The 24,711-nt window shown below is 49.0% G+C and carries 23 protein-coding genes; 19 read left to right on the plus strand and 4 right to left on the minus strand.

Annotated features, from left to right (window positions below):
- Positions 1-264: 264 nt before the first annotated feature.
- The 15 genes from QZT18_RS07100 to QZT18_RS07170 all read left to right on the plus strand — a co-directional run bounded on the left by QZT18_RS07100 (position 265) and on the right by QZT18_RS07170 (position 16,390).
- Positions 265-1,227, plus strand: coding sequence for a beta-ketoacyl-ACP synthase III (locus tag QZT18_RS07100; RefSeq protein WP_294146014.1), 963 nt, complete (start codon positions 265-267; stop codon positions 1,225-1,227).
- A gap of 94 nt (positions 1,228-1,321) precedes the next feature.
- Positions 1,322-1,555, plus strand: coding sequence for an acyl carrier protein (acpP, locus tag QZT18_RS07105; protein WP_125141714.1), 234 nt, complete (start codon positions 1,322-1,324; stop codon positions 1,553-1,555).
- On the plus strand, positions 1,555-2,481 hold the full coding sequence (gene fabK, locus QZT18_RS07110; RefSeq protein ID WP_125141715.1) for an enoyl-[acyl-carrier-protein] reductase FabK: 927 nt from the start codon (positions 1,555-1,557) through the stop codon (positions 2,479-2,481). Before acpP ends, fabK begins: the two co-directional genes overlap by 1 nt.
- 167 nt (positions 2,482-2,648) lie before the next feature.
- The gene (gene fabD, locus QZT18_RS07115; RefSeq protein ID WP_294146020.1) at positions 2,649-3,575 is read left to right on the plus strand and encodes an ACP S-malonyltransferase; all 927 of its coding nucleotides are present in this window, start codon (positions 2,649-2,651) and stop codon (positions 3,573-3,575) included.
- Positions 3,569-4,309, plus strand: a complete 741-nt coding sequence (gene fabG, locus QZT18_RS07120; protein ID WP_294146022.1) for a 3-oxoacyl-[acyl-carrier-protein] reductase — start codon at positions 3,569-3,571, stop codon at positions 4,307-4,309. Before fabD ends, fabG begins: the two co-directional genes overlap by 7 nt.
- A gap of 33 nt (positions 4,310-4,342) precedes the next feature.
- A complete protein-coding gene (fabF, locus tag QZT18_RS07125; protein WP_294146024.1) occupies positions 4,343-5,587 on the plus strand; it encodes a beta-ketoacyl-ACP synthase II in 1,245 nt (414 codons plus the stop codon).
- Between the two features lie 118 nt (positions 5,588-5,705).
- Complete coding sequence (gene accB / locus QZT18_RS07130; RefSeq protein WP_294146027.1) at positions 5,706-6,212, plus strand: acetyl-CoA carboxylase biotin carboxyl carrier protein; 507 nt, start codon at positions 5,706-5,708, stop codon at positions 6,210-6,212.
- Between the two features lie 118 nt (positions 6,213-6,330).
- Entirely contained in the window at positions 6,331-6,753 is a 423-nt protein-coding gene (fabZ, locus tag QZT18_RS07135) for a 3-hydroxyacyl-ACP dehydratase FabZ (protein WP_294146029.1), read from the plus strand.
- A gap of 10 nt (positions 6,754-6,763) precedes the next feature.
- Positions 6,764-8,116: an acetyl-CoA carboxylase biotin carboxylase subunit gene (locus QZT18_RS07140; RefSeq protein ID WP_294146031.1), complete on the plus strand. Its 1,353-nt coding sequence runs from the start codon at positions 6,764-6,766 to the stop codon at positions 8,114-8,116.
- A gap of 211 nt (positions 8,117-8,327) precedes the next feature.
- Positions 8,328-10,151: an acetyl-CoA carboxylase, carboxyltransferase subunit beta gene (gene accD, locus QZT18_RS07145; RefSeq protein ID WP_294146033.1), complete on the plus strand. Its 1,824-nt coding sequence runs from the start codon at positions 8,328-8,330 to the stop codon at positions 10,149-10,151.
- A gap of 180 nt (positions 10,152-10,331) precedes the next feature.
- A complete protein-coding gene (locus QZT18_RS07150) occupies positions 10,332-11,450 on the plus strand; it encodes a nitronate monooxygenase family protein (RefSeq protein ID WP_294146035.1) in 1,119 nt (372 codons plus the stop codon).
- A 362-nt stretch (positions 11,451-11,812) separates the two neighbouring features.
- Positions 11,813-12,436, plus strand: coding sequence for a TetR/AcrR family transcriptional regulator (locus QZT18_RS07155; protein ID WP_294146037.1), 624 nt, complete (start codon positions 11,813-11,815; stop codon positions 12,434-12,436).
- Between the two features lie 316 nt (positions 12,437-12,752).
- Positions 12,753-13,223 (plus strand): hypothetical protein, encoded by a 471-nt coding sequence (locus tag QZT18_RS07160; protein WP_294146039.1) that lies wholly within the window; start codon positions 12,753-12,755, stop codon positions 13,221-13,223.
- Positions 13,213-14,721 carry a sodium:solute symporter gene (locus tag QZT18_RS07165; protein ID WP_294146041.1) on the plus strand — a complete coding sequence of 503 codons (1,509 nt, stop codon included), beginning with the start codon at positions 13,213-13,215 and terminating at the stop codon, positions 14,719-14,721. Before QZT18_RS07160 ends, QZT18_RS07165 begins: the two co-directional genes overlap by 11 nt.
- Positions 14,722-14,794: 73 nt before the next feature.
- Entirely contained in the window at positions 14,795-16,390 is a 1,596-nt protein-coding gene (locus QZT18_RS07170) for an amidohydrolase (protein WP_294146043.1), read from the plus strand.
- A gap of 76 nt (positions 16,391-16,466) precedes the next feature.
- On the opposite strand, the gene QZT18_RS07175 is transcribed toward QZT18_RS07170, so the two are convergent.
- Positions 16,467-18,452 carry an ABC-ATPase domain-containing protein gene (locus QZT18_RS07175; RefSeq protein WP_294146045.1) on the minus strand — a complete coding sequence of 662 codons (1,986 nt, stop codon included), beginning with the start codon at positions 18,450-18,452 and terminating at the stop codon, positions 16,467-16,469.
- Between the two features lie 384 nt (positions 18,453-18,836).
- Here QZT18_RS07175 and QZT18_RS07180 point away from each other — a divergent pair, with 384 nt between their 5' ends.
- Positions 18,837-20,189: an MATE family efflux transporter gene (locus QZT18_RS07180; RefSeq protein ID WP_294146050.1), complete on the plus strand. Its 1,353-nt coding sequence runs from the start codon at positions 18,837-18,839 to the stop codon at positions 20,187-20,189.
- Between the two features lie 118 nt (positions 20,190-20,307).
- On the opposite strand, the gene QZT18_RS07185 is transcribed toward QZT18_RS07180, so the two are convergent.
- Positions 20,308-20,520, minus strand: coding sequence for a hypothetical protein (locus QZT18_RS07185; RefSeq protein ID WP_294146053.1), 213 nt, complete (start codon positions 20,518-20,520; stop codon positions 20,308-20,310).
- A gap of 163 nt (positions 20,521-20,683) precedes the next feature.
- Positions 20,684-21,745 carry a hypothetical protein gene (locus QZT18_RS07190; RefSeq protein WP_294146054.1) on the minus strand — a complete coding sequence of 354 codons (1,062 nt, stop codon included), beginning with the start codon at positions 21,743-21,745 and terminating at the stop codon, positions 20,684-20,686.
- Between the two features lie 213 nt (positions 21,746-21,958).
- Between QZT18_RS07190 and QZT18_RS07195 the strand changes: the two genes are divergently transcribed.
- Positions 21,959-22,567, plus strand: a complete 609-nt coding sequence (locus QZT18_RS07195) for a nucleoside recognition protein (protein ID WP_294146057.1) — start codon at positions 21,959-21,961, stop codon at positions 22,565-22,567.
- A gap of 255 nt (positions 22,568-22,822) precedes the next feature.
- On the opposite strand, the gene QZT18_RS07200 is transcribed toward QZT18_RS07195, so the two are convergent.
- Positions 22,823-23,179 carry an arsenate reductase family protein gene (locus QZT18_RS07200; protein WP_294146059.1) on the minus strand — a complete coding sequence of 119 codons (357 nt, stop codon included), beginning with the start codon at positions 23,177-23,179 and terminating at the stop codon, positions 22,823-22,825.
- A gap of 432 nt (positions 23,180-23,611) precedes the next feature.
- On the opposite strand from QZT18_RS07200, the gene QZT18_RS07205 reads away from it, so the two are divergent.
- Together QZT18_RS07205 and QZT18_RS07210 are read left to right on the plus strand one after the other, a co-directional pair.
- The gene (locus QZT18_RS07205) at positions 23,612-24,136 is read left to right on the plus strand and encodes a spore maturation protein (protein WP_294146061.1); all 525 of its coding nucleotides are present in this window, start codon (positions 23,612-23,614) and stop codon (positions 24,134-24,136) included.
- A 116-nt stretch (positions 24,137-24,252) separates the two neighbouring features.
- Positions 24,253-24,708 (plus strand): MarR family winged helix-turn-helix transcriptional regulator, encoded by a 456-nt coding sequence (locus QZT18_RS07210; protein WP_227033191.1) that lies wholly within the window; start codon positions 24,253-24,255, stop codon positions 24,706-24,708.
- Positions 24,709-24,711: the final 3 nt, after the last annotated feature.

Here is a 24,711-nt window from a genome sequence, read left to right on the forward strand (position 1 = left end):
CACAAGCGGGAGCGAGTCCCCGCAGGAATTTTTTTCTCCGGATTCCCCCTCACCACAACCTATAAACCGGGACTGAAGACTCATATCCAACCTCCCACCACCCCGTCCGCCGTCTTACAGAGGCGTCCTCGCATCTCAATTAAATCCCTATATTCGACATAGTTTCGCGAAAACTTATTCTTGACAAACAGAAGCAGATTGGATACACTGTGAATAGTTTGAATATCAAAGCATTTGAAACCAACAGTAAATCGGGGATAAAATATGACTTCAAGAATAATCGGAACCGGCTCTTATCTGCCGGAAAATATTGTTACAAATACAGACTTAACGGAGTATATCGACACGAGTGATGAGTGGATCCGCGAGCGGAGCGGAATCTGTTACCGCCGGATATCCACCGAGGAGGGCACATCGGCCCTGGCGGTCCAGGCGGCTCAGAGAGCCATCGAGGATGCGGGCATTGCCCCGGAGGAGATTGAAATCATCGTTCTGGCTACTTCCTCACCGGACAGGAGCTTCCCCAGCGCGGCGACGGACGTACAGGCGGCGGTTGGGGCGCTGAACGCGGTTGCGTTTGATATCACTGCGGCCTGCTCCGGATTTATCTATGCCATGCACATTGTACAGGGATTTATCCAGTCGGGTATTTACAAGACAGGCCTGGTGATTGGCGCGGAGACCCTAGGCAAGGTACTGGACTGGACGGACAGGGGAACCTGTTTCCTGTTCGGCGACGGAGCCGGAGCCGCAGTAGTGAGGGCCGATGAGAAAGGCCTGATAGACACCCTGGTAGGCAGCGACGGAAGAAAAGGCTGGGTACTGGAATGCCAGTCCAGAAGTCTCGGTAACTGCCTGACGAAGGTAAAACCGGAACTCGGTTTTATGAAGATGGATGGCCAGGAGGTTTTCAAATTCGCGGTCCGCAAGGTGCCGGAGATTACGAAACAAATTATGGAAGATAACGGTCTGGTTCAGGAGGATATCCGCTATTTCGTGCTTCATCAGGCGAACATCCGGATCCTGGAGGCTGTTTCCAGAAGACTGAAGATTCCGATGGAAAAGATACCCGTCAACCTGGATCAGTACGGCAATACGTCCGCAGCATCGATTCCGGTACTCTTAGACGAGATGAACCGGGACGGCCGTTTACAGCGCGGTGACAAAATCGTTTTATCGGGCTTCGGCGCGGGACTCACCTGGGGAGCCATGCTTCTGGAATGGTAAGGTAAAAAGCCTCGGACCGGCCGGGCCGGCTGAATGGCTTTATAATAAAGAAACAATATCAAAAATAAGAAATAGTAAAAGGAGACAAAGAGCTATGTTAGAAAGAATGAAAGAGATGATTGCAGACCAGTTAAGCGTAGATGCGGAGAGCATTACAGAGGTTTCCACATTTAAAGAGGATCTTGGCGCAGATTCACTGGATCTGTTCGAGCTTGTAATGGCGCTCGAAGATGAATACTCCGTTGAAATTCCGGCAGAAGACTTACAGAATCTCTTAACCGTTGGCGACGTAATGAACTATTTAAAAGAAAAAGGTGTTGAGGCATAATGAAAACAAGAGTGACAGAACTCTTAGGGATTGAATACCCGATTATCCAGGGCGGAATGGCCTGGGTGGCAGAACATAATCTGGCGGCTGCCGTTTCAGAGGCAGGAGGTCTTGGACTCATCGGAGGCGCAAGCGCTCCGGGAGAGGTAATCCGTGATGAGATCAGAAAAGCCAGAGCATTGACGAATAAGCCCTTCGGTGTAAATATTATGCTGATGAGCCCCTATGCCGATGAAGTGGCAAAGGTGGTTGTGGAGGAAGGCGTCAAGGTTGTTACAACCGGAGCCGGAAACCCGGGCAAATATATGGAAATGTGGAAGAACGCAGGAATTAAGGTAATTCCGGTTGTTGCTTCCGTGGCCCTTGCCAGAATGATGGAAAAGGGCGGAGCCGATGCGGTAGTGGCAGAGGGCACAGAGTCCGGCGGCCATATCGGCGACCAGACGACGATGAGCCTGGTTCCCCAGGTAGTGGACGCTGTTTCCATCCCGGTGATTGCAGCCGGAGGAATCGCGGACGGCAGAGGGATCGCAGCAGCATTTATGCTGGGCGCCGAAGCGGTCCAGATGGGAACGCGCTTTGTAGTGGCAAAGGAATCCATTGCCCATCAGAACTACAAGGACAGGATTATCAAGGCAAAGGACATCGATACGGCGGTTACGGGACGCAGCCATGGCCATCCCGTGAGAGGCCTCAGAAATAAGATGACCAGGGAATATATCAAACTTGAGCAGGAAGGAAAGTCCTTCGAGGAACTGGAATACCTGACCATGGGCTCCCTCAGGAACGCCGTAATGGAAGGTGATATCATGACCGGAACCGTTATGGCCGGCCAGATTGCAGGAATGGTAAAGAAAGAACAGACCTGTAAAGAGATGATCGATGAGATGATGGCTGAGACAGAAAAACTGCTGGGAAGAAAATAAAGATAAGAAGCACGCTCCGGGGCCTTTTTTCCGCCGCCTGATGAGAAGGCGGCGGCAGAAAATGTACAGAGCGGCTTTTTACCGCCCGGATGCCGGAGGTAAGGCGAAGCGGCGGATGGAAAATCAGTAAAAAGTAAGTAAGGATAAGTTGGGAGCGAGGTAACGCTATGAGCAAAATTGCATTTATTTTCCCGGGACAGGGAGCGCAGGCCTGTGGTATGGGTCAGGACTTTTATGAGCAGACGAACGACGCAAAAGAGATTTTTGACAGGGCATCCGAAATACTCGGATTTTCCATGCAGGAGCTCTGCTTTGAAAAAAATGACAGACTGGATATCACGGAGTACACACAGCCGGCTATGGTTACGGCCAGCATCGCTATGATGAAGGTTTTCATGGAGCGGACGGGGATCAAACCCGATGTGGCGGCCGGTTTAAGTCTGGGAGAATACCCTGCAATGGTGGCGGCAGGCGTTATGTCAACTGAAGACGCAATCCGGACAGTAAGGCAGAGAGGAATCCTGATGCAGGAGGCGGTTCCGGCGGGAGTCGGGGCTATGTCTGCCGTACTGGCCATGGATGCGGGGAAAATTGAAGAAGTGATTGCCGATATCAGCGGCGTTCAGATTGCCAACTACAACTGCCCGGGCCAGATTGTAATATCCGGTAAAAAAGAGGCGGTTGAAGAAGCGGCGGAAAAATTAAAAGCGGCCGGAGCCAAGAGGGTTCTTCCGTTAAATGTAAGCGGTCCGTTCCACTCCTATCTGCTGGAAGAAGCGGGGGAGAAGTTATACGGAGTGCTTCAAGAGGTGGAAGTACATACGCCGGTTATCCCTTATGTGGCCAATGTGACGGCGGAATACGTCACGGACAGCCGGGATGTGAAAACGCTCCTTAAGAAACAGGTATCCTCATCGGTGCGCTGGGAACAGAGTATCAGAAAGATGCTGGAAGACGGAGTGGATACATTTATAGAGATTGGGCCGGGCAGGACATTGACCGGTTTCATGAAGAAAATCGACAGAAACGTGAAAGCGATGAATATAGAAAAACTGGAAGACATTGAGAAGGTAAAGGAGGCGTTAGGATGTTAAACGGTAAAATTGCAGTTGTGACGGGCGCCAGCCGCGGAATCGGCAGACAGATTGCCCTGACCATGGCAAAAGAAGGCGCAACCGTAATTGTTAATTATAACGGCTCCGCTGCGAAGGCAGAGGAAGTGGTAAAGGAAATCTGTGAGGCAGGCGGCCAGGCGGAGGCGGTTCAGTGCAACGTGTCCGACTACGCAAAGGCGGAGGAATTCCTCAAATATGTCATTGGAAAATATAAGAGAATCGATATTCTGGTAAACAATGCGGGAATCACAAAAGATAACCTGCTGATGAAGATGAGTGAAGAAGAATTTGATTCCGTGATTGATATCAACTTAAAGGGTGCATTTAACTGTGTGAAACATGTGTCCCGCCAGATGTTAAAGCAGAAGGGCGGACGCATTATCAATATTTCTTCCGTATCGGGCGTAATGGGCAATGCGGGCCAGGCAAATTACTGCGCATCCAAGGCAGGCGTGATTGGACTTACAAAGTCGGTGGCGCGCGAGCTGGGAAGCCGAGGAATTACGGTCAATGCGATTGCGCCGGGATTTATTGAAACAGAGATGACGGACGTACTCCCGGACAGTGTGAAAGAGGCAATGGGAGCGCAGATTCCGTTAAAGAAATTCGGAAAAACAGAGGATGTGGCGAATATGGCGGCATTTCTGGCATCCGATAAGGCGGGATACATTACAGGCCAGGTTATCTGCGTAGACGGCGGAATGGCAATGTAGGTTTGCAGGTATAGCGAGAAAGGCGGTCGGATTATGAGCAATATGACAAGAGTAGTTGTAACAGGAATGGGTGCCATCACCCCAATCGGCAATGATGTGGAGTCCTTCTGGGAAGGGCTGAAAGAGAAGAAAATCGGCTTTGGGCCAATCACATATTTTGACACGGCGGATTATAAGGCTAAGGTAGCCGCCCAGGTAAAGGATTTCAATGCGAAAGACTATATGGACCCAAAGGCGGCCAGGAGAATGGAAACTTTTTCCCAGTACGCGGTAGCGGCGGCCTCACAGGCAATCAAACAGGCAGGACTGGATATGGAAAAAGAGGATCCGTATAAGGTGGGCATCAGCATCGGCTCCGGTATCGGCAGCCTTCAGGCGATCGAGAGAGAATATACAAAACTTCAGACCAAGGGTCCGGGCCGCGTAAACCCGCTTCTCGTTCCGCTTATGATCAGCAATATGGCGACAGGCAATGTTTCCATCCAGTTCGGGTTAAAGGGCAAGAGCATCAACGTGGTAACTGCCTGTGCAACGGGAACACACTCCATCGGTGAGGCGTACCGCTCCATCCAGCACGGCGAGGCCGATGTGATGGTGGCAGGCGGCGCCGAGGCATGTATCACACCTCTTGGCGTGGCGGGATTTACCGCTCTGACTGCTCTTTCCTCCAACGAGGATCCGCAGACGGCATCCAGACCGTTTGACAAAGACCGCGACGGTTTTGTCATGGGAGAAGGCTCCGGCGTAGTAGTTCTGGAATCACTGGAACATGCGCAGAAGAGAGGGGCGGTGATTCTGGCCGAGTTGGTCGGATATGGTTCCACCAGCGATGCTTTCCATATCACTTCTCCTGCAGAGGACGGAAGCGGCGCCGCGAAGGCAATGGAATTTGCAATGAATGACGCAGGCATTAATCCGGAGCAGCTCGATTATGTCAACGCTCACGGAACAAGCACCCACCACAATGACCTTTTTGAAACGATGGCCATCAAGCTGGCGCTCGGCGAACATGCATATAAAGTAAAAGTGAATTCTACCAAATCCATGGTCGGCCATCTTCTGGGTGCGGCAGGCGGTGTGGAATTTATCACCTGCGTGAAATCCGTTATGGAAAATTACGTCCACGCAACGGCCGGTTTAAAAGAAGCCGACGAGGGCTGCGATCTGGATTACACCATGGGTGAGGGCGTATCGATGGACGTTAATTACGCCATCAGCAACTCCCTGGGCTTCGGCGGTCATAACGCCAGCCTGATTGTAAAGAAATTTGAGGAATAGAATCCTACAGGAATTTAAGAATCAGGAATATGATACAGGATATGCCCGTCCGGCGGCAGAGATACGCCTGACGGAGACGGATATAAATCAGAGATGTAGAGATAGAATGAGGTTCAATATGGAAATAAATGATATTATAAAGTTAATCGAGGCAGTTTCCGAACACGGCCTTACAAGCTTTGTCCTGGAGGAGAACGGTTCTAAGATCTCCATGAAAAAAGAAAAAGAGATTGTCACCGTATCGGCTCCTGCGGTTCAGACCGTAATGGCACCCGGAACGGCAGTGTCCCAGGATGTATCGCTGGCCGGTCTGGCGGTACAGCCCGTATTTTCAGCCGCCGAGGCAGTACAGGGCATGGGCGCGGCAGCCCAGCCGGGTTCCATCGGTTCCGATAAGGTTGTGACATCCCCCCTTGTGGGAACGTTCTACAATTCACCGTCACCCGAGGCGGGCGCATTTGTCGGCGTAGGCGATACGGTAAAGAAGGGCCAGGTACTCGGTATCATCGAAGCAATGAAGCTGATGAATGAGATCGAGAGCGAATATGACGGCATTGTAGAGGCGGTTCTCGTAGACAATGAAGAAGTTGTGGAGTACGGCCAGCCGTTGTTCAGGATTAAATAAACGTTACTGTTCACAGGCAGTAACAAATAAACAGACCGGAATAAGTGATTCACGGTAACAGTTCATGCTGTCTGAACTGTTACGATTCACGGGCATTGTCCCGGAAAGAAGGTAAAACATGTTAGGAATCAAAGAAATCCAGGAAATCATTCCTCACCGTCATCCGTTCCTCCTCATCGACTGTATCGAGGAAGTGACACCGGGTGAAGGCGCGGTAGGATATAAATCAGTTACTTACAATGAGCCGTTTTTTGCAGGCCATTTTCCGCAGGAACCGGTTATGCCGGGCGTGCTGATCGTGGAGGCGCTGGCACAGGTCGGAGCGGTGGCTATCTTAAGCCAGGAAGAGAATAAGGGCAAGGTCGCTTATTTTGGGGCAATCAACAGTGCGAAATTTAAGAAAAAGGTAATTCCGGGCGATAAACTCAAGCTGGAATGCCATATTATCAAGCGCAAAGGGCCGGTGGGAATCGGCAGCGCAACCGCAACGGTGGACGGCAAGGTTGCCGTTGTAGCGGAATTAACATTTATGATTGGATAGGTGAGGGCCGATGTTTAATAAGATTTTGATCGCAAACCGGGGAGAGATTGCAGTTCGGATCATCCGGGCCTGCAGGGAAATGGGAATAAAAACGGTAGCCGTTTATTCGGAAGCCGACAGGGATGCGCTCCATACGTTTCTGGCCGACGAGGCCATCTGTATCGGGCCGGCCGCATCTACGGAGAGCTATCTGGATATGGAGAGAATTATCTCCGCCACCGTGGCGATGAAAGCGGATGCGATTCATCCGGGCTTTGGTTTTCTCTCTGAGAATGCCCGCTTTGCAGAGCTGTGCGAAAAGTGCAATATTAAATTTATCGGGCCGTCCGCAGAGATTATCCATAAGATGGGCAACAAGTCGGAAGCCAGAAAGACCATGATGGAGGCCGGAGTTCCGGTTGTTCCGGGCAGCAAGGAGCCCGTTTTTGCAGCAGCGGAAGGGCTTAAGATGGCAGAGGCCATCGGTTTTCCTGTTATGATCAAGGCGTCCTCCGGAGGAGGCGGGAAGGGAATGAGAATTTCCCGGGGAGCGGATGATTTTGAGGCCAACTTTAACCAGGCCCAGATGGAATCCGTCAAAGGTTTTTCCGACGACACCATGTACATCGAAAAATATATTGAACAGCCAAGGCATATTGAGTTCCAGATTCTGGCCGATTCATACGGCAATGTGGTCCACCTGGGCGAGCGCGACTGCTCGATCCAGAGAAGACATCAGAAGGTATTGGAAGAATCACCTTCCGTCGCCATCTCGGCCGACTTGAGGAAACGGATGGGTGAAACCGCAATCAAAGCGGCGGAGGCCGTAGGCTACGTCAATGCGGGAACCATTGAATTCCTGCTGGATAAGAGCAAAGAATTTTATTTTATGGAAATGAACACCCGTATCCAGGTGGAGCATCCGGTCACGGAAGCGGTCACGGATATGGATTTGATAAAGGAACAGATTAAAATAGCGGCGGGAGAGAAGCTTTCCTTTACCCAGGACGATGTGGTCATCCGAGGCCATGCCATCGAATGCCGCATTAATGCGGAGAATCCTGAAAAGAATTTCATGCCGTGTCCGGGGCGCATTACCAACGTCCATGTGCCGGGAGGAAGAGGAGTCAGGATTGACACCGCCATTTACAATGATTACATGGTTCCGCCGAACTATGATTCCATGCTCTTAAAGCTTATCGTTTACGATAAAGACAGGGAGTCCGCCATTGCCAAGATGCGCAGCGCCCTCGGCGAGCTGATCATCGAGGGAATCGAGACCAACCTGGATTTCCAGTATGAAATCATGAGCAGTGAGGCCTACCAGAGCGGGGAGGTTGACACGGACTTTATTCCGCGTTATTTCCCTCAGTACTGTAAATAGATTACTGTTCACACCGCATTGCGCTGTGAACAATAACACGCTTCGCGATGCGCAGAAACGGCAAAAAGTGCCGTTTCGCGCCGTGTAACTCGGAATTTTCACGCAAGATACGCGCGAAAACGCCTCGCGGGACATTACCTGTGAACAGTAACGTAAATAGTAACAATAAAAGTGCAAATAAAAATTTTCGTCTAAGAAGGGGAGAATGCCTATGTTAAGAGATATGTTTAAGAAAACGTATACCTTAATCGATACAAAATATGCGGACAGGAACGGGGAAGACCAGCCGGAAAACGGGGAAGAACCCAATATCCCGAAAGGATTATGGCGCAAATGCAACAAATGCGGCCGTCCGATCTATACAGAGGATGTTAAGAATAATTTTTATGTCTGCCCCAAGTGCAGCGGTTACTTCCGTATCCATGCCCACAGGCGTATTGAAATGCTCATAGACGAGGGAACCTTCGAGGAATGGGATAAGGAAATGGAATTCGTAAATCCTCTCGGATTCCCGGGATATGAGAAGAAGATTGGGGCTGCGAAGGAGAAATCGGGCCTCAATGAAGCCGTCATTACGGGTCAGGGAAAGATTTACGGACAGGATACCGTGATTGCGGTCTGCGATTCCAGATTCCTGATGAGCAGCATGGGCCACAATGTAGGTGAAAAAATCACCAGAGCCGTGGAACGCGCTACCTGCGCAAAGCTTCCGGTCATTATCTTTGCCGCTTCGGGCGGGGCCAGGATGCAGGAAGGTCTTGTTTCCCTGATGCAGATGGCGAAAACTTCGGCTGCCCTCAAGCGCCACCACGATGCGGGCCAGCTTTATGTCAGCGTACTGACCGATCCGACAACGGGAGGCGTGACGGCCAGCTTTGCCATGCTGGGTGACATTATCCTTGCGGAGCCGGGGGCCCTGATCGGTTTTGCAGGCCCAAGGGTGATCGAACAGACAATCCGCCAGAAACTGCCGGAAGGATTCCAGAGAGCCGAATTTTTACTGGAACACGGGTTTGTGGATCGGATTGTAGAGCGTAAGGACCAGAAAGAGGCGCTTGCGCGGATTCTCCGGATGCACAGCGGAAAGAAGAGCTGGCGGAAGGATATGGACGAAGACGAGCGTAAACGCGAGTCGGCTGCGAGAATCTGTGCCAGGGAGGCGGCAGGCCTTGCAGCGGGAAAACCGCGGGGACCGATTGCGCCGTTCTCGGGCGAGATGAGGATGAAGACGCTGGATAAGATAACGAACCGGCAGCAGGATGCATGGGAGACGGTGCTGAAGTCCAGAAGCGGCGACCGCCTTGTGGCCAGTGACTATATCCGCGTTTTATTTGATAATTTTATGGAAATGCACGGCGACCGTTATTACGGCGACGATGGTGCGGTGCTTGGCGGGATTGCAACCTTCTACGGTATGCCGGTGACGGTAATCGGACAGGAGAAAGGCAAAACCACCAAAGATAACTTGAAATGCAACTTCGGAATGCCCTCCCCGGAAGGTTACAGAAAGGCGCTCCGCCTGATGAAACAGGCAGAGAAATTTAACCGTCCGGTCATCTGCTTCGTAGACACGCCGGGAGCGTTCTGCGGGCTGGAAGCGGAGGAAAGAGGACAGGGCGAAGCCATCGCAAGAAACCTGTTTGAAATGTCCGATTTAAAGGTTCCGATTCTGACCATTGTAATCGGCGAAGGCGGAAGCGGCGGGGCGCTGGGCCTGGCCGTAGCCAATGAAGTGTGGATGATGGAAAACTCCGTTTACTCCGTCCTGTCGCCGGAGGGATTTGCTTCGATTCTCTGGAAAGACAGCAAGAGGGCGAGCGAGGCGGCGAAAGTGATGAAGATGACAGCCAGGGATCTTTATGAGCTGGGGCTTGTGGAGCGCATCATAGCCGAGGATCTGCCTGCTACGGCAGAGACTGCGGAGATAGTCGGGGAAATCATCGACCGCCATATGAGAGAGTTCTTTAAAACCTGCGAAATCATGACCCCTGAAGAGATAATCAGTCAGAGATACGACAGGTTCAGAGGCTTTTAAGTTACTGCTGGTACAGTTCACAGTTGATACCTTGTCACCGTTTATAAATGGGGCGGACCCGGCAAAATGGAACAGGATGCCGACATGAAGTGAACGGTCGATTTTAACATTGTTTTTCGTAAAACCCCGAGTTAGCGGCGGTTGACGGTATTACTTCAGAAACAGGATAGGAGACATGGAATGTGTAATTTAAAACCGTTGAAAATAGGTGAGCTGACGGCAAGACTTCCTATTATTCAGGGCGGGATGGGAGTAGGCATCAGCCTCTCTTCTCTGGCGGGAGCCGTGGCAAAGGAAGGCGGAGTGGGAATTATATCCACAGCGCAGATTGGTTTTCGGGAGCCGGATTTTGCCGAGGATTCCCAGGCGGCCAACTTAAGGGCCATCGGAACGGAATTTAAGAAGGCGAGGGAGATATCGCCGGACGGGATCATAGGATTCAACATCATGGTTGCCACCCGCAATTATGCCGAATACGTGAAGGCGGCGGTAAAGGCGGGAGCGAATCTGATTATTTCCGGAGCGGGACTTCCCATCAACCTTCCGGAGTATGTAAAGGGTTCCGCGACAAAGATCGCGCCCATCGTTTCTTCCGTAAAATCTGCCATGGTCATCTGCAAGATGTGGGACAGGAAATATAAGACGGCCCCGGATCTGGTAGTGGTGGAGGGACCTCTGGCAGGCGGCCATCTCGGTTTTGACAGGGATAAACTTCATGATCTGGGAGCCGACACGGAGCACGCCGCAGATACATTTAAAAAAGCGGAGTATGATGACGAGATCAGGGGGATTATCGCCCTCGTCAAAGAATATGCACAGAAATATGAAAAAGAGATCCCGGTAGTAACGGCAGGGGGCATTTATTCCCATGAGGATGTGATGCACCAGCTTGAACTGGGAGCCGACGGTGTCCAGGTTGCCACACGCTTTGTGACCACGGAAGAGTGCGATGCGCCGATGGCATATAAGCAGGCCTATCTCGATGCAAAGGAAGAGGATATCATTATCGTAAAGAGTCCGGTTGGAATGCCGGGACGTGCGATCAGGAACCATTTCCTGAAAGAAGTGGAAAAAGGAAAGCAGGCGATTACTCATTGTTACCGCTGCCTGGAGAAATGTGACCAGGCGAAGATACCATACTGCATTACAAAGGCCCTTGTCAATGCGGTGAGCGGAGATGAGGAGAATGCCCTGATTTTCTGCGGAAGCAATGCATGGAGAGCCGATAAGATTGTGACGGTGCATGAGGTGATGCAGGAGCTGTGCGGCGGCGAACAGGCCGGAGCCGTAACGGAGTAGTTTCGGCTCCGGCCGGAGAGGGAACTGCCCGACGGATTGATGATACAGTAGACAGACGTACTTAGCTGAGAAAGCCAAACGGTACAGGGACGGATTATGCTTTACCAGAGCGAAATCCGTTCCTGTACCGTTTGGCTTTTTTTGGCCGAATCCCTCCTCTTTTTGTGCATATCTTACTAAGAACCGGTCGTTGTATTAGCCCTTTTGTATATTGACGACGAATTGTTTGTATGCTAATATATGAACAGTGAACGAAATGGTATTTTGGTCACAGAATGCCTTACTTGCTTTTGCATACTCTAAGTGGTAAAATTATTGTAATTATCCAATAATTAGACGATGCATAAGAAAGAGGAGGGCATATGCCGAAACCGTTTTCTCCTGAAGAACGAAACCAGATACAGCAACTGATTCTTGAGAAGTCGAAAGAATTATTTGTGCGTTTTGGATTTGAAAAAATTACGATTGCCGATATTACTGAGGCAACAGACATCGGAAAAGGAACTTTTTATCAGTTTTATAAATCAAAAGGAGAGCTTTTCGTCGATGTTTATGCCAGAGAATGGCGTAGGCTGCAAGAGGAATTACTGCAAAAATATAAGGGATATAGCGGCGATATTGCTGAAATTGTCCTTTCCTATATCAGGGATAACCGAAAGAACTTACTGGGCAGTCCCGTATTAAGCATTATATACCAGCGTGGAACCCTGAAACATATCAGTGATAAATATGGAACTCAGGGGTTGAAAGAGTTCAGTGAACTGAATAAATCAGTTCTGGAGGAACTGATTAACAGCTGGTCACCCGGATGCAATTACGAACTGAAGATGGATTCACGGATCCTTTCCGGAATGATGCGTTCTCTCAGCTATCTGACTTACCACCGGGATGAAATTGGTGAAGATATATTTGAGGATGTCATCAACACGTTTATGGAGTCAATGGCTCTGGAAATAAAAGCAAATATTGCAGTTAAAAACGAATAAACATACGATAGGTTATATTCGATAGTCTACCATAAGATGTGGGAACAACTGACACAACATCTTATGTTTTTATAAGTTATATTTCATACCCGGAGGGATACCGAGCAATTTAAACGGGGATATTCCGGATGAGCTGTAACAGGTAAAATGCCGTTTTCAGGCAGCTATTGAGGATAGCCTATTTTTTTGCGCCTTTTTTACCGGAAATACAGGCAGCGGAAGTTCATTTTTTTGTTTTTATTCTTGAAATTGTTGTTGGCCACACAATTGAAATAAACAGGGAAACACGATAACAAACACATAAGGAGGAAAAAAATTGCAAATTACCTACTTAAAAAAATATCTTATCATTCTATCCACAGTTTTATGGTGCGCTATTACAGTGCTCGGTTGGAAAAATGAAAACTATTTAATCTGTCTTATTCTCAGTGTTTTCATTATGGGATGCTACCTGATGCTCGGCGCAGCAAACAAAGGAGTATTGAAACAAAGATTTTTTGTTTATCCGATTTTAGCCTGGGCGGTCGTCTGGATTGCCGCATTTGTCTGTGCCGCATATTTTGCGGATAGTTATGCGGGCGTGGTTCCTCCCCTGATTCTGGGCCTTCATCCGTCCCTTGCCTGCATTATCGGCGGATTTTGGTTTGGTGGCCTTCTGACGCTTCTTCTTGGATGGCGCGTGAATAAAAGTGACTGGATGTCTTCGGAAGACTGGGATGAATTTGTGAGATTAATAAAAGAATTGAATGTACAGGAACAAAAGGAGGTCGGACAGAATGGACATTAATACGATTATTATTCTTGGAGTTGCAATTGCGATTATTCTCTCATCATTTGTAATTGGATGGCTCGGCATGAAAAAACTGAAAAGCAACCAGGACTATTTTGGGGCGACCATGCAGTTTGGGCCTTTTTCAACCGGCATGTCCGTTATGGCGGGTACGGTCAGTGCATTTGCCCTGGTGGGCGTAAACGGTCTCGTCTACGCGAACGGAACCTCTATGGCTCTCTGGATGCTGACATCCTGCGCCGGTGCGTTTGCCATGCTGCTCCTGGCTAAGAAAGTGCGCGGCATGGCGGAGCTTGGGCCGGTTTCCTCCCTCGGCGATTTAACGGATTTGAGATTTGCAAATAGTCGTGTGATCAAAGGATTTATGTCATTTGTACTGATGCTGGGCTGTCTGGCTTACCTCTCTTCACAAATCACTGCAGGCGCTGCGATGCTCAGCCATCTGATGGGATGGAGCCAGATTGTATCCGGCCTGGTTATTTTCTCGGTGGTTGCCCTTTATATGTCTTTCTCGGGAGAGATTGGAGGTATGCTCACCCAGGCCTATCAGGGAGTCGTTATGTGTGTCGCCGTAGTTGTGCTGCTGATTGCGGTGCTGGTTACCACCGGCGGTATGGGAGGCGTTATGGAAGCCGTCGCTTCAGCCGGAACGGTCACCTCGACGGATGGAAGTATTACGAAAACATTTTCTCCCGACCTGTTAAACGCCTGGGGAACCAGCGCTAAGGCTACCTGTTTTGCATGGATCTTTATTCCAATAGTCGGCACAATCGGCCAGCCCCAGTGTATCAGCCGAATGTATGCGCTGAAGGACCCCAAGGATGTACCCAAAACCGCAATCATCAACTGTCTGAGCCATATTATTGTCGCCGCCGGTTCGGTGTTCATCGGTTACGGCGTCCTTTATCTGGTTGCATCGGGGAAAATCCAGCCTCTGGCCAAAGCAGACGACGCGATTTTCGTCTTTGCCGATTACTGCGGGCTGGGAGTCCAGATTGCCGCTTACACCGCGGTTTTAGCCGCTTCGATGTCCTCAGCCTCACTTTACCTTTCGACCTCTGCAATCTGTCTGTCGAAAGACCTTCCGTCTGCTCTCGGCGTTCACTTTAAACCCGAAACGCAGTTGAAGGTGTCGCGTATCACTATGCTGGCAATGGGATTTGGCGCAATATTCTACTCCCTTTACGCCAGTGAGAGTGTTGCTATCCTGGGAACCTTCGGCTGGGGAACCCTGATGTCGGCGACCTTCCCTCCCTTTATTCTTGGATTTTTGTGGAAGGGAATCAGCCGCCGCGGCGTTGAAGCCGGGCTGATTGTATCTGCGGTCTTAAATGTACTGTCTCTGTCTGTTATTAAGTGGCCGGGCGCTCTTCCGTGGTACATCAATGTCATATCACTGACCCTGGCGGCTACCGTAATCGTCTCACTGCTTGTTCCCGACAGGGACAAGGATTCTATCCGTGCAAAGAAAATTGATGCAGTAATCAATTTATAATCAACACCGGTTACCGTCACGGCAGTCACTGCCGTAAGAAGTAATACTGGTATATAAGGAGCGTAACAATAGAATGGATCATACAAGAATTTATCTGAACGGACACATTCTTACCGTAGACAAGAATGACAGCGTGGCCGAAGCACTGGTAACACAGGGGAAGCTCATTAAATATGTCGGCACGCGGGAAGACGCCATGAAGTATTCCGGTGGCGAGGCAGAAATAATTGATTTAAAAGGAAGAGCTTTGGCTCCCGGATTTATTGATTCCCATATTCACCTGGGGCAGATTGGGATGGGGCAGGTATCCGCCGACTGTCGTCGGGCCACATGCATCGCAGATGTGGTGGAGCTGATTCGCAGGCAGGCGCAGAATACCCCGAAGAACGAGTGGGTCCGGGGCTGGGGCCTTAACGAAATGAAGCTGGCTGAAAAACGGATGCCCACCTGTGAAGAACTGGATCAGGCGACAACGGATCATCCGGTCATGATTACGAGAGCCTGTTACCACGTTTCCGTCAATAATACAATGGCGCTCCGTCTTGGCGGCATATCCGACGGCACGCCTTCACCAGAGGGGGGACTGATTGAAAAAATTGACGGACACATAACCGGGACGCTTAAAGAGGCTGCGCACAACAATCTTTTAAAGGTGGCTATGCCCGGAGAGGATATGCTTCAAGATGCTATGGCATGCGCCTCGGACACTCTAATCCGTCAGGGCATCACATCGATCCATGTAGCCGGCTGTTATGGATATCCACAGATGCGGGCCATGCGGAGAGGAGTGCAGAGCGGCAGGATCAAAAACCGCATCTATGCTGTTTTATTCACCTTTATCGACTGTGAACAGTTTATCGACGATTACATCAAATGCGGCATCGTAACCGGATTTGGCGACGAACATTTCCGTATCGGTCCGGTTAAACTGATGATTGACGGCTCCACGAGCGCCCCCACCGCAGCCATGTTTGAATCTTATGATTCACGTCCCGGTGATACGGGCATTCTCTGTTATACCTCGGAGCAGGTGGAACGCATGATGATTAAAGCCAACCGGGCCGGCTATCAGTGTACCGTCCACGCCGTGGGCGACCGAGCTGTGGATGTGATGGTAACGGCAATCGAAAAGGCTTTGGAGGATACCCCCAGGACGGATCACCGGCATCGGATTGAGCACTGCGGCTTTATCAATGAAAATCTGGTAGAGCGCATTAAAAAACTGGGCATGGTTGTTGTCCCCCAGCCAGCTTTCTTTTATGAATTCGGTGATGGCTATGTGATAAACTACGGTAAACGGATCGATTCAATGTTTCCCTGCCGCACATGGTTCGACAATGGCGTTGTCGCTGCCGGAAGCTCCGATTGCCCGGTCACCAGTTCCGATCCCCTCTTTGGTATTTTTGAGGCGGTCAACCGTGTGACGTGCAGCGGCAAAAAAGTTTCCCAATGTCAGAGGGTTAATATAAAAGAAGCATTGCGGATGCATACATACAACGGGGCCTACGCCAGCTTTGAGGAGCAGATAAAAGGTTCCCTTGAGGTTGGAAAATTGGCCGATATGGTGGTTTTGTCTGAGAACCTCTATGAGATTTCTGCAGAAAATATAAGAAATGTTCGTGTAGAACGTACAATTATTGACGGTGAAGACGCTTTCATTGCCGATTAAAATAAAGCCTCCATTGGTGTTGTCCAGTGGAGGCTTTTTGGTGATTCCCATGTCTTTTGTATCCTGTATATTGTTTTTATCCCCGGAAACGGTTAAGACATGCGTAAATTTCCTGTATGCGGGGCATGCATAATCCCATTGCCGTATAGGAGGAGCTGTTAAATGCCGCCAGTCCCTTTTTCTCGTATTCCTTCATAAGGAGGGACACGGTTTCCTGCAGGGTATAACGTGACAGCAGATCGCGTTCCAGACAGAACCGGACCATCTGTGCCAGAGCTGAGGTCTGTTCACTGTCGGCCAACTGCTCAACAAACCGGAGATCAACCGGCTCTTTTGCAACCTGGAAGGAATCCTTACCGAAAACTTTGACCTTGATTCTGTCGTCGCCTCTGCGGCCGTCACCACGGTCATCCCTGCCGCCTCTGCGGCCGTCACCACGGTCATCCCTGCCGCCTCTGCGGCTGTCATTACGGTCATCCCTGCCGCCTCTGCGGCCGTCACCACGGTCATCCCTGCCGCCTCTGCGGCTGTCACTACGGTCATCCCTGCCGTCTCTCTGGTCTTCCCTGCGGTTATCTCTGCCGCCCCTCAGGTTTTCACTGCGGTCGTCGCTGCCATTTCTCCAGCTTTCACTGAAGTCTTCCCTGCGCTCGGTATCTCTTCGCCCGCTGGAACTGGAGCCGCTGTTCCTGCATATCAGTTTCCTGTTGGCAGCGGGCAGATTAAATCCGGGTGCCGTCGTAGCGGGAGCTGAGGAGGCACGGTATTCATCGCAGGCCTTTTTAACCTGCTCCGTAATATCGCAGGGGCGGTAAGAGTCCATCTGGATTACCGTGTCGGCGATATAGAAGTAGGCGCCGGAGCTTCCAGCCACCAGTATAGTGGATATTCCGGCTTTGTCATAGAGTTCCCGGGCCCTCTCAATAAATGGAGTGATAGGTTCCTTATCACGGCTCACAATCTTCTCCATCAGTTCGTCCCGGAGCATGAAGTTTGTGGCGGATGTATCCTCATCGATCAAGAATGCCGCCGCTCCGGCTTCGATTCCCTCAATGACGGCCGCTGCCTGCGATGTGCTGCCGCTGGCGTCTTCTGAGGAGAAGCGGGAGGTGTCCCTGCCGTTCGGCAGATCATTGATGAACAGGGAGATATCCACATTATTGATGCTCCGTCCGTCCTCGGCACGCAGTTTAACCGCGGTTTCGTCCGTTATCACATACTCGCGCCCGTCTCCGGCTATATGATTGTATACGCCGTTTTCCAGAGCCTTCAGCAGGGTGGATTTGCCGTGATAGCCTCCTCCGACTATCAGGGTAATTCCTCTGTGGACCGCCATGCCGCGGATTGGGCCATGGTGCGGCAGGTTAAGAGTGATGCTTAAAGAAGCGGGAGAGATAAACGGGACGCTGCCCTTCATTGGCCGATCCGAAATACCGGTTTCTCTGGGCAGCACGGAGCCGTCGGCGGCAAATGAGACAAGGTTAAGCCGCTTCAGTTCATTCCGTATAAATTCCTGATCCTCCGCGAGTTCGATCACGCTGCGGACCTGTTTCGGATCTCTGTTCTTATAAATGAAAACATTCCTGACGCAGCCGGGAAGAAAATCAAACAGTATTTTAATCAGTTCGCCCGAGTTGATAGTCCTGCCAAAGGCCGGAAAGCCCACCTCAAAACGCGCTGTGATTCCGCTGTCCGTACACTCGCATGCCGTGCGCTCCAAAACCTCCTGCCCCGGCCTGCTGGTAGCAATAAGGCCGCTTTTGCCGGAGCCTTTGGCCTTGAAATTAAAACGGGAGATTTCCTGGCTGAAACAGCGCAGTAAATAATCCTCCAGGGCGGTTTTCTTCCATGGCCTGTCGCTATATTCGGAGGGAAATGCGTTTATTTTACGGGGAACAAACACACTGACCTTGGAGGGGGAGGCAAACGGATCACCCTGAACATGGTCGATTGATAAAATATAATCTTTAAAATCATAGGAACCCTGAGCAGATTTATAGGCGGGATAGCTTTTGTGATCAACGGATTCCAGAAGTCTTTTTAAATCCTGGGATTGATTCATGGTTTTTTCCTTTTCTGCAGATACATTTGAGTCTGCAATTGATAATTGATGGTGGTAAACCGGGCCCTCTGTCTTTGAAGGCCGGCAGGATACGGAAGGAGTATCTTGCAATCCGTACCAGAATATTTTAATTCATCTATACCAAAATGGCAAGAGTTCGATGCGGTTCGAGTGTCAGTACTTACCTTGTACACTGTAATTCGTTTCACAATGCATAGAAACGGAAAAAATGCAGTTTCGTATTTAAGGTTCGGTAAAGCCGGGGGATGGTTCAGACAGCTACGGTCTGCCGGGATATTGAATTTCCTTTTTTCCTGTGATATTATTGGCAGAGATATAAAAAATGCCCCCAGGCATTTGCAGAGGGCATGTACGGAGGAAAAAATGGGACATTTTGAAAATGATTTATCTAAGGGAAATGTGGTAAAGCAGCTTATTATGTTTGCAATTCCCTTTCTGATATCCAGTATTGTTCAGTCACTGTACAACGTGGCGGACATGCTGATTGTAGGTAATTTCAGCGGAACGGCCAGCATGTCCGGGGTAAATATTGGCGGACAGGTGACATTTATCCTGACTAATATTGTGGTGGGGCTTTGTTCGGGCGGAACGGTGCTGGTGGCTCAGTATCTGGGGGCCAAAAAGAGAGAAGATATGCAGGACACGGTAGCAACCCTGATGAGTACACTGTTAGCTGCGGCCATTGTCATAACGATTATGATGCTGTTTCTGAAGAATCAGGTCCTTCACGCGATCAACACACCGGCTGAATCTTTCGAGGAGGCCAGCCGTTACCTGACTGTGACTGTAACCGGTGTCATATTTATTTTCGGCTATAATGTTTTGAGCGCGGTTATGAGGGGAATGGGAGACAGTAAAAGACCGTTCTATTTTGTTCTTATTGCCTGCGTAACCAATATATTTCTGGATCTTCTGCTGGTGGCGGTATTCGGCATGGGAGCGTTTGGAGCCGCCGTGGCAACGGTCATATCACAGGCGGCCAGTATGATATTCTGTATCATCTACATGGTGAGGAATGATTTCATTTTCGATTTTAAGCCGTCTTCATTCAAGTTTCACAAAGAAAAGCTTTCACTGATCATTAAAATCGGACTTCCGGCGGCGATTCAAAATGGAATTACCAGCTTTTCCTTCCTGATTATTACAACACTTGTCAATACGATCGGCGGGGTGAATGCTTCGGCGGCCGTAGGTGTGGTGGGAAAGGTCAATGGGTTTGCCATCATGCCGGCCATTGCAATGGGCAGCTCCATTGCCACAATGTGTGCACAAAACATCGGAGCCGGGCAATGGGAACGTGCCGGAAAAACCTGCAAGGCGGGTACGCTGATAGCGGTAGGGTGCAGCTATCTGATTTTTATCCTGGTGCAGTTGTTCCCAAGACAGATTCTGGAACTGTTTGACAGTAATCCTGACATGATACAGAGTGGGATCCAGTATTTCAGGACATTCAGTTTTGACTATTTGTTTGTACCCCTCTGCTTTTCGATAAACGGTCTGTTTATTGCATCCGGCCATACGACATTCTCACTGATCAATTCCGTAATGTCCGCATTGGCCCTGAGAATTCCGGCTTCCGTTTTATTCGGCATGGTCTTTGACATGGGATTAACCGGAGTGGGGCTGGGAGCCCCGATAGCTTCCTTTGAGAGCCTGATACTTATTATCTGGTTCTATCTGTCGGGAAAATGGCGGGAGAATGTAGTGAAGCAATGAAATTTTCAGATGGTAAAGACACAAAGAGAAACAGGGATGGAAGAGCGACTTCCGCCTGCTTCTCTTTTTTGATGCCGGTACGGTTATGTAAATGGCATCCTGTTTTCTAGTGGTTTTATTACAGATGATAGTATTCCATCATTTCAGCGAGAAAGTCAGGCTCACTCTGCAGTTTTGCCAATTCTGCCGTACGGTGATCGTCAATCATGGCGTTTACCAGATCAAGCATTAACTTTTTACCCTGAAGTTGCCCCTCTTTAAGACCTTCCTTTTGCCCTTCCTCAAACCTCACATCCAGCGCATCTTCCATATTGAATTCCGTAAACAGCATATTCACCGCCTCCGTTCCATGCTCCTTCAGAAAATCAGTCATAATACCTACACGCTCGCAGTCTGCCATGGCCTGAATAATGGCCGCATCGTGACCTCTTTTTCCATTGATTAAACTTTTGCCAATTTTAGAATAATGTAATTTCTCACGTTTCAATATAAGGTTAGTTTAGATGATAGTATTCCATCATTTCAGCGAGAAAGTCAGGCTCACTCTGCAGTTTTGCCAATTCTGCCGTACGGTGATCGTTAATCATGGCGTTTACCAGATCAAGCATTAACCTTTTACCCTGAAGTTGCCCCTCTTTAATTCCCTCTTTAATTCCCTCTTTAATTCCCTCTTTAATTCCTTCTTTAAGACCTTCCTTTTGCCCTTCCTCAAACCTCACATCCAGCGCATCTTCCATATTGAATTCCGTAAACAGCATATTCACCGCCTCCGTTCCATGCTCCTTCAGAAAATCAGTCATAATACCTACACGCTCGCAGTCCGCCATGGCCTGAATAATGGCCTCATCGCGGTTTTTTCCCTTATTTATGTAATCCCTTATAGTTTGTATAAAAAAGGAATATTCATAAAGCGGTCTGCACCGCTCCAGAATTGGGTGGCTGACCGGCAGATTGATATTGATTACCTTTACAATTAATTCTAACATAGGCGGATCGGCTTTTTCAAGATAGGCGTCGGAAAGTTTAAGGATTTTTTCACCGGGGAAATCTTTGCTTCCGTTATAGAATACAAAGAATTCGGGAGTGGGAACCGGAATCTGGCCTGTCCGGTAAAGTGCCCTGGGCTCAATGAGCTTTTCCATCGTCCGGCCATAATAAATAGCGTCCCGAAGCGGCATATTCGCATTGACTGTGGACTGGTGTTCACTGATTACTAATACTTTGTTTTTCACTGTAAACGCCATGTCATTTTTTCTGGCCATAAAAAGTACCCCGCTGAGAGTGGTAAATGTAATATCCTCCGGGCGCACCATATCGGCTCCGTCCAGGGCCGAATAAAGCCTGGCCGCGTTTTCGGGGTCGCTGAAAAATGCTGTAAATGCGCTGGATTTTACTTCTCTGTTTGTAAGGCGGCTTTCAGTGTCCGTAGGGTGATTTTCAGGATTTGTAAGACGGTTTCCGGTGTTTGTGCCACGGCTTTCGGGGCCAATAATCTGATTTCCGGAGCGGGTGATGCGACTATCGAAGTCAGTGATATGATTTTTAGAATTTTCCATAGAATCCCTCCCATATGAAGTTGTTTTGAGATTAAGAAATGATTTGCAGAGACTGCAGGAATTTAAGAATGTTCAGATTTATTCTGACTGGTTGTTTTATAGTAACACAGAGCCGGAGAAATGTCTATTGCCCCGCGGCCTTTTTCGCACGGAATATCTGTCTGCTGTGGCACATACATTAATAACAATCGACTGTATCAGGGAGTATATTTCATGCTGAATTATCTGTGGGCATTTATGATGCTTGTTGGAATTATATGGGCGGCTCTGCACGGCAATCTGGCTCTCGTGACCACCGGCGCTCTGGATTCGGCCAGGGAGGCTGTGACTCTCTGCATTACGATGCTCGGCGTCATGTCATTCTGGACCGGAATTCTGGAGGTTGGCAGGCGGGCCGGGCTAATTGAGCAGTTATCAAAGAAAATGACCCCCATTCTGAGATTTCTCTTTCCGAAGATCCCCAAGGGGCATCCTTCTCTGGAATCCATTTCCGCCAATATGATTGCCAACATGCTGGGACTTGGCTGGGCTGCGACGCCGGCCGGCCTGCAGGCAATGGAAGAGCTGGAAAACCTGGAGGAAGACAGAAGACGGGAAGGAAAAAAATCAGTTCCGAGGGGAGTTGCCAATAATGAGATGTGCACATTCCTGATTATCAACATATCTTCTCTGCAACTGATCCCAATCAACATGATTGCATACAGGACTCAATATGGCAGCATCAACCCTACGGCAATTGTGGGGCCCGCACTGGTGGCTACAACAATCAGCACGATCGTAGCGGCAATATTCTGTAAATGGAAAAACAGGAAAGCCGGCTAGCGTGTTTAATACATATATGTTGATCCATTGGCAGCAATATTCTACATTGAGAACACATTAATACACAATGACGGATAAAATGGAAGGCAGGACGGCAGAGAAGGCGCGGCGGAAAAAGCAGGGTGACAAAAAAGGGCGGAAAAAGCAGGGCGATAGAAAAAATAGAAAAAAAGAAACATCAAAGCGCCGGATAACATAAAAATCCGGCGCTTAAACAATATATCCACGATAACAATGGATGGACAAACTATAATATCACTTCAGCTTCTCTGCCCACTCAGCTTCTTTAAAACCAACCAGCACAAAATCTTCGGTTATAATAAGAGGACGTTTTACAAGCATCCCGTCTGTGGCCAGCAGGTTATACTGTTCCTCCTCGCTCATAGACGGCAGTTTATCCTTCAGTTCCATGCTCTTATAAAGCAGCCCGCTGGTATTGAAAAATTTCTTAAGCGGAAGCCCGCTTCTCCGGTGCCACAGTTTCAGTTCATCGGCCGAGGGATTATTCTCCTTAATATGACGGGCCTCGTAAGAGATACTGTGGCTGTCCAGCCATTTTTTTGCCTTCTGACAGGTGGAACAGGGGGGATATTCTAAAAATAATACACTCATGATAGTCTCCTTTCGCGTGTCTGTAATTTAACCTGTAATCGTTTCAAGTCTCGATTACTTTCAGCTCAAATTGTACCAAGTTTTTATACTGCTGTTATCATATCATAAAAATTGCGTTCTGCCAGCCCCCTAGGCTAGACGTAGATTAACAATTTTATATACCGGCTGTTATCGTTCATAATTCATCCATTTTTCACCCATGATTGCTCACAATACATCCATTATTTTTGATACACCATTTGGAATCCGGCCGGACCGGGACCGGAGGTCCGTTTTATCGGTTTTTTAACCTGTTCAAGCAGTAGGGGTCTTATTTCACAGTATGGTCACAAATTCCATATATAATTATTCCGATAAATGACGGGTAATCAGAATGGAAGGAGTGGTGTGCGAATAAAATAGTAATGATAACGGCTTCGTCAGGAGCGTCCAATGAAATTTATTCTTTATATATCGGAATATCTGGTTCCGATTATCATTTTTTATATTGCCGGTTTTGCCTTTCTCTCAAAACGTCCGGTTTTTGATGATTTTATAGAAGGTGCAAAACAGGGAATGAAAACAGTCGCAGACATTCTCCCCACCCTGATTGGCCTGATGACGGCCGTGGGAGTACTCAGGGCCTCCGGCTTTCTTGATTTTTTGTCCGGCGTTCTGGAAAAACCGGCCGGACTTTTACATATACCGTCCCAGATCGTTCCGGTCATTCTGGTCAGGCTCGTTTCCAGTTCGGCAGCCACGGGGCTGCTGCTGGATATTTTTAAGACCTCGGGGCCGGATTCCTTTGTCGGAATGATGGTTTCGATTCTGGAAAGCTGTACGGAAACCGTCTTTTATACAATGAGCGTTTACTTCATGACGGCAAAGGTAACGAAGACAAGATGGACATTTGCCGGGGCAATGCTGGCCACGGCGGCAGGCATCGCAGCCAGTATTTTCTTGGCGTCGGTCGGATAAAAACATATGAAAATACTGGAAAAATGCCATTTTTTGTAAGAATTTTGACGGTTGTCTTGACAGGGAGAATATTGTATAATCAGTTAGTACGCGGATGAGTACGCGAAAACTATGAAATGAAAGGGATTGCCGTGGATCATTACGAGACGCTCAATGAAGTACTGGTAAAGCTGTTCCGTGATATTATGGATATTGAACAAAAGGCCATAATCACACCGGAATATAAGGATATCACCAATAACGATATGCATGTGATCGAAGCGATCGGGATTGAGGCTCCAAAAAACATGTCCTCTATCGCCAGAGAGCTGTCTGTTACGGTGGGAACCCTTACGATTGCCATGAACAGTCTTGTGAAGAAAGGCTATGTGGAGAGAACACGCGGCCAGGAAGACAGGAGAGTCGTGTATATATCCCTTTCAGAAAAAGGCAGGGGAGCTTACGAGCACCACGCCCAGTTCCATAAGGAAATGATAGACAGCGTTACCAGTGAGCTTACCAAAGAAGAGCTGGAAACTTTAATAACGGCATTGTCCAAGCTGAAGAAATGGTTTGACCGCTGGAAAGAGTAGAAT

This window comes from uncultured Clostridium sp., assembly GCF_900547735.1.
Taxonomy (GTDB): Bacteria; Bacillota; Clostridia; order Lachnospirales; family Lachnospiraceae; genus Otoolea.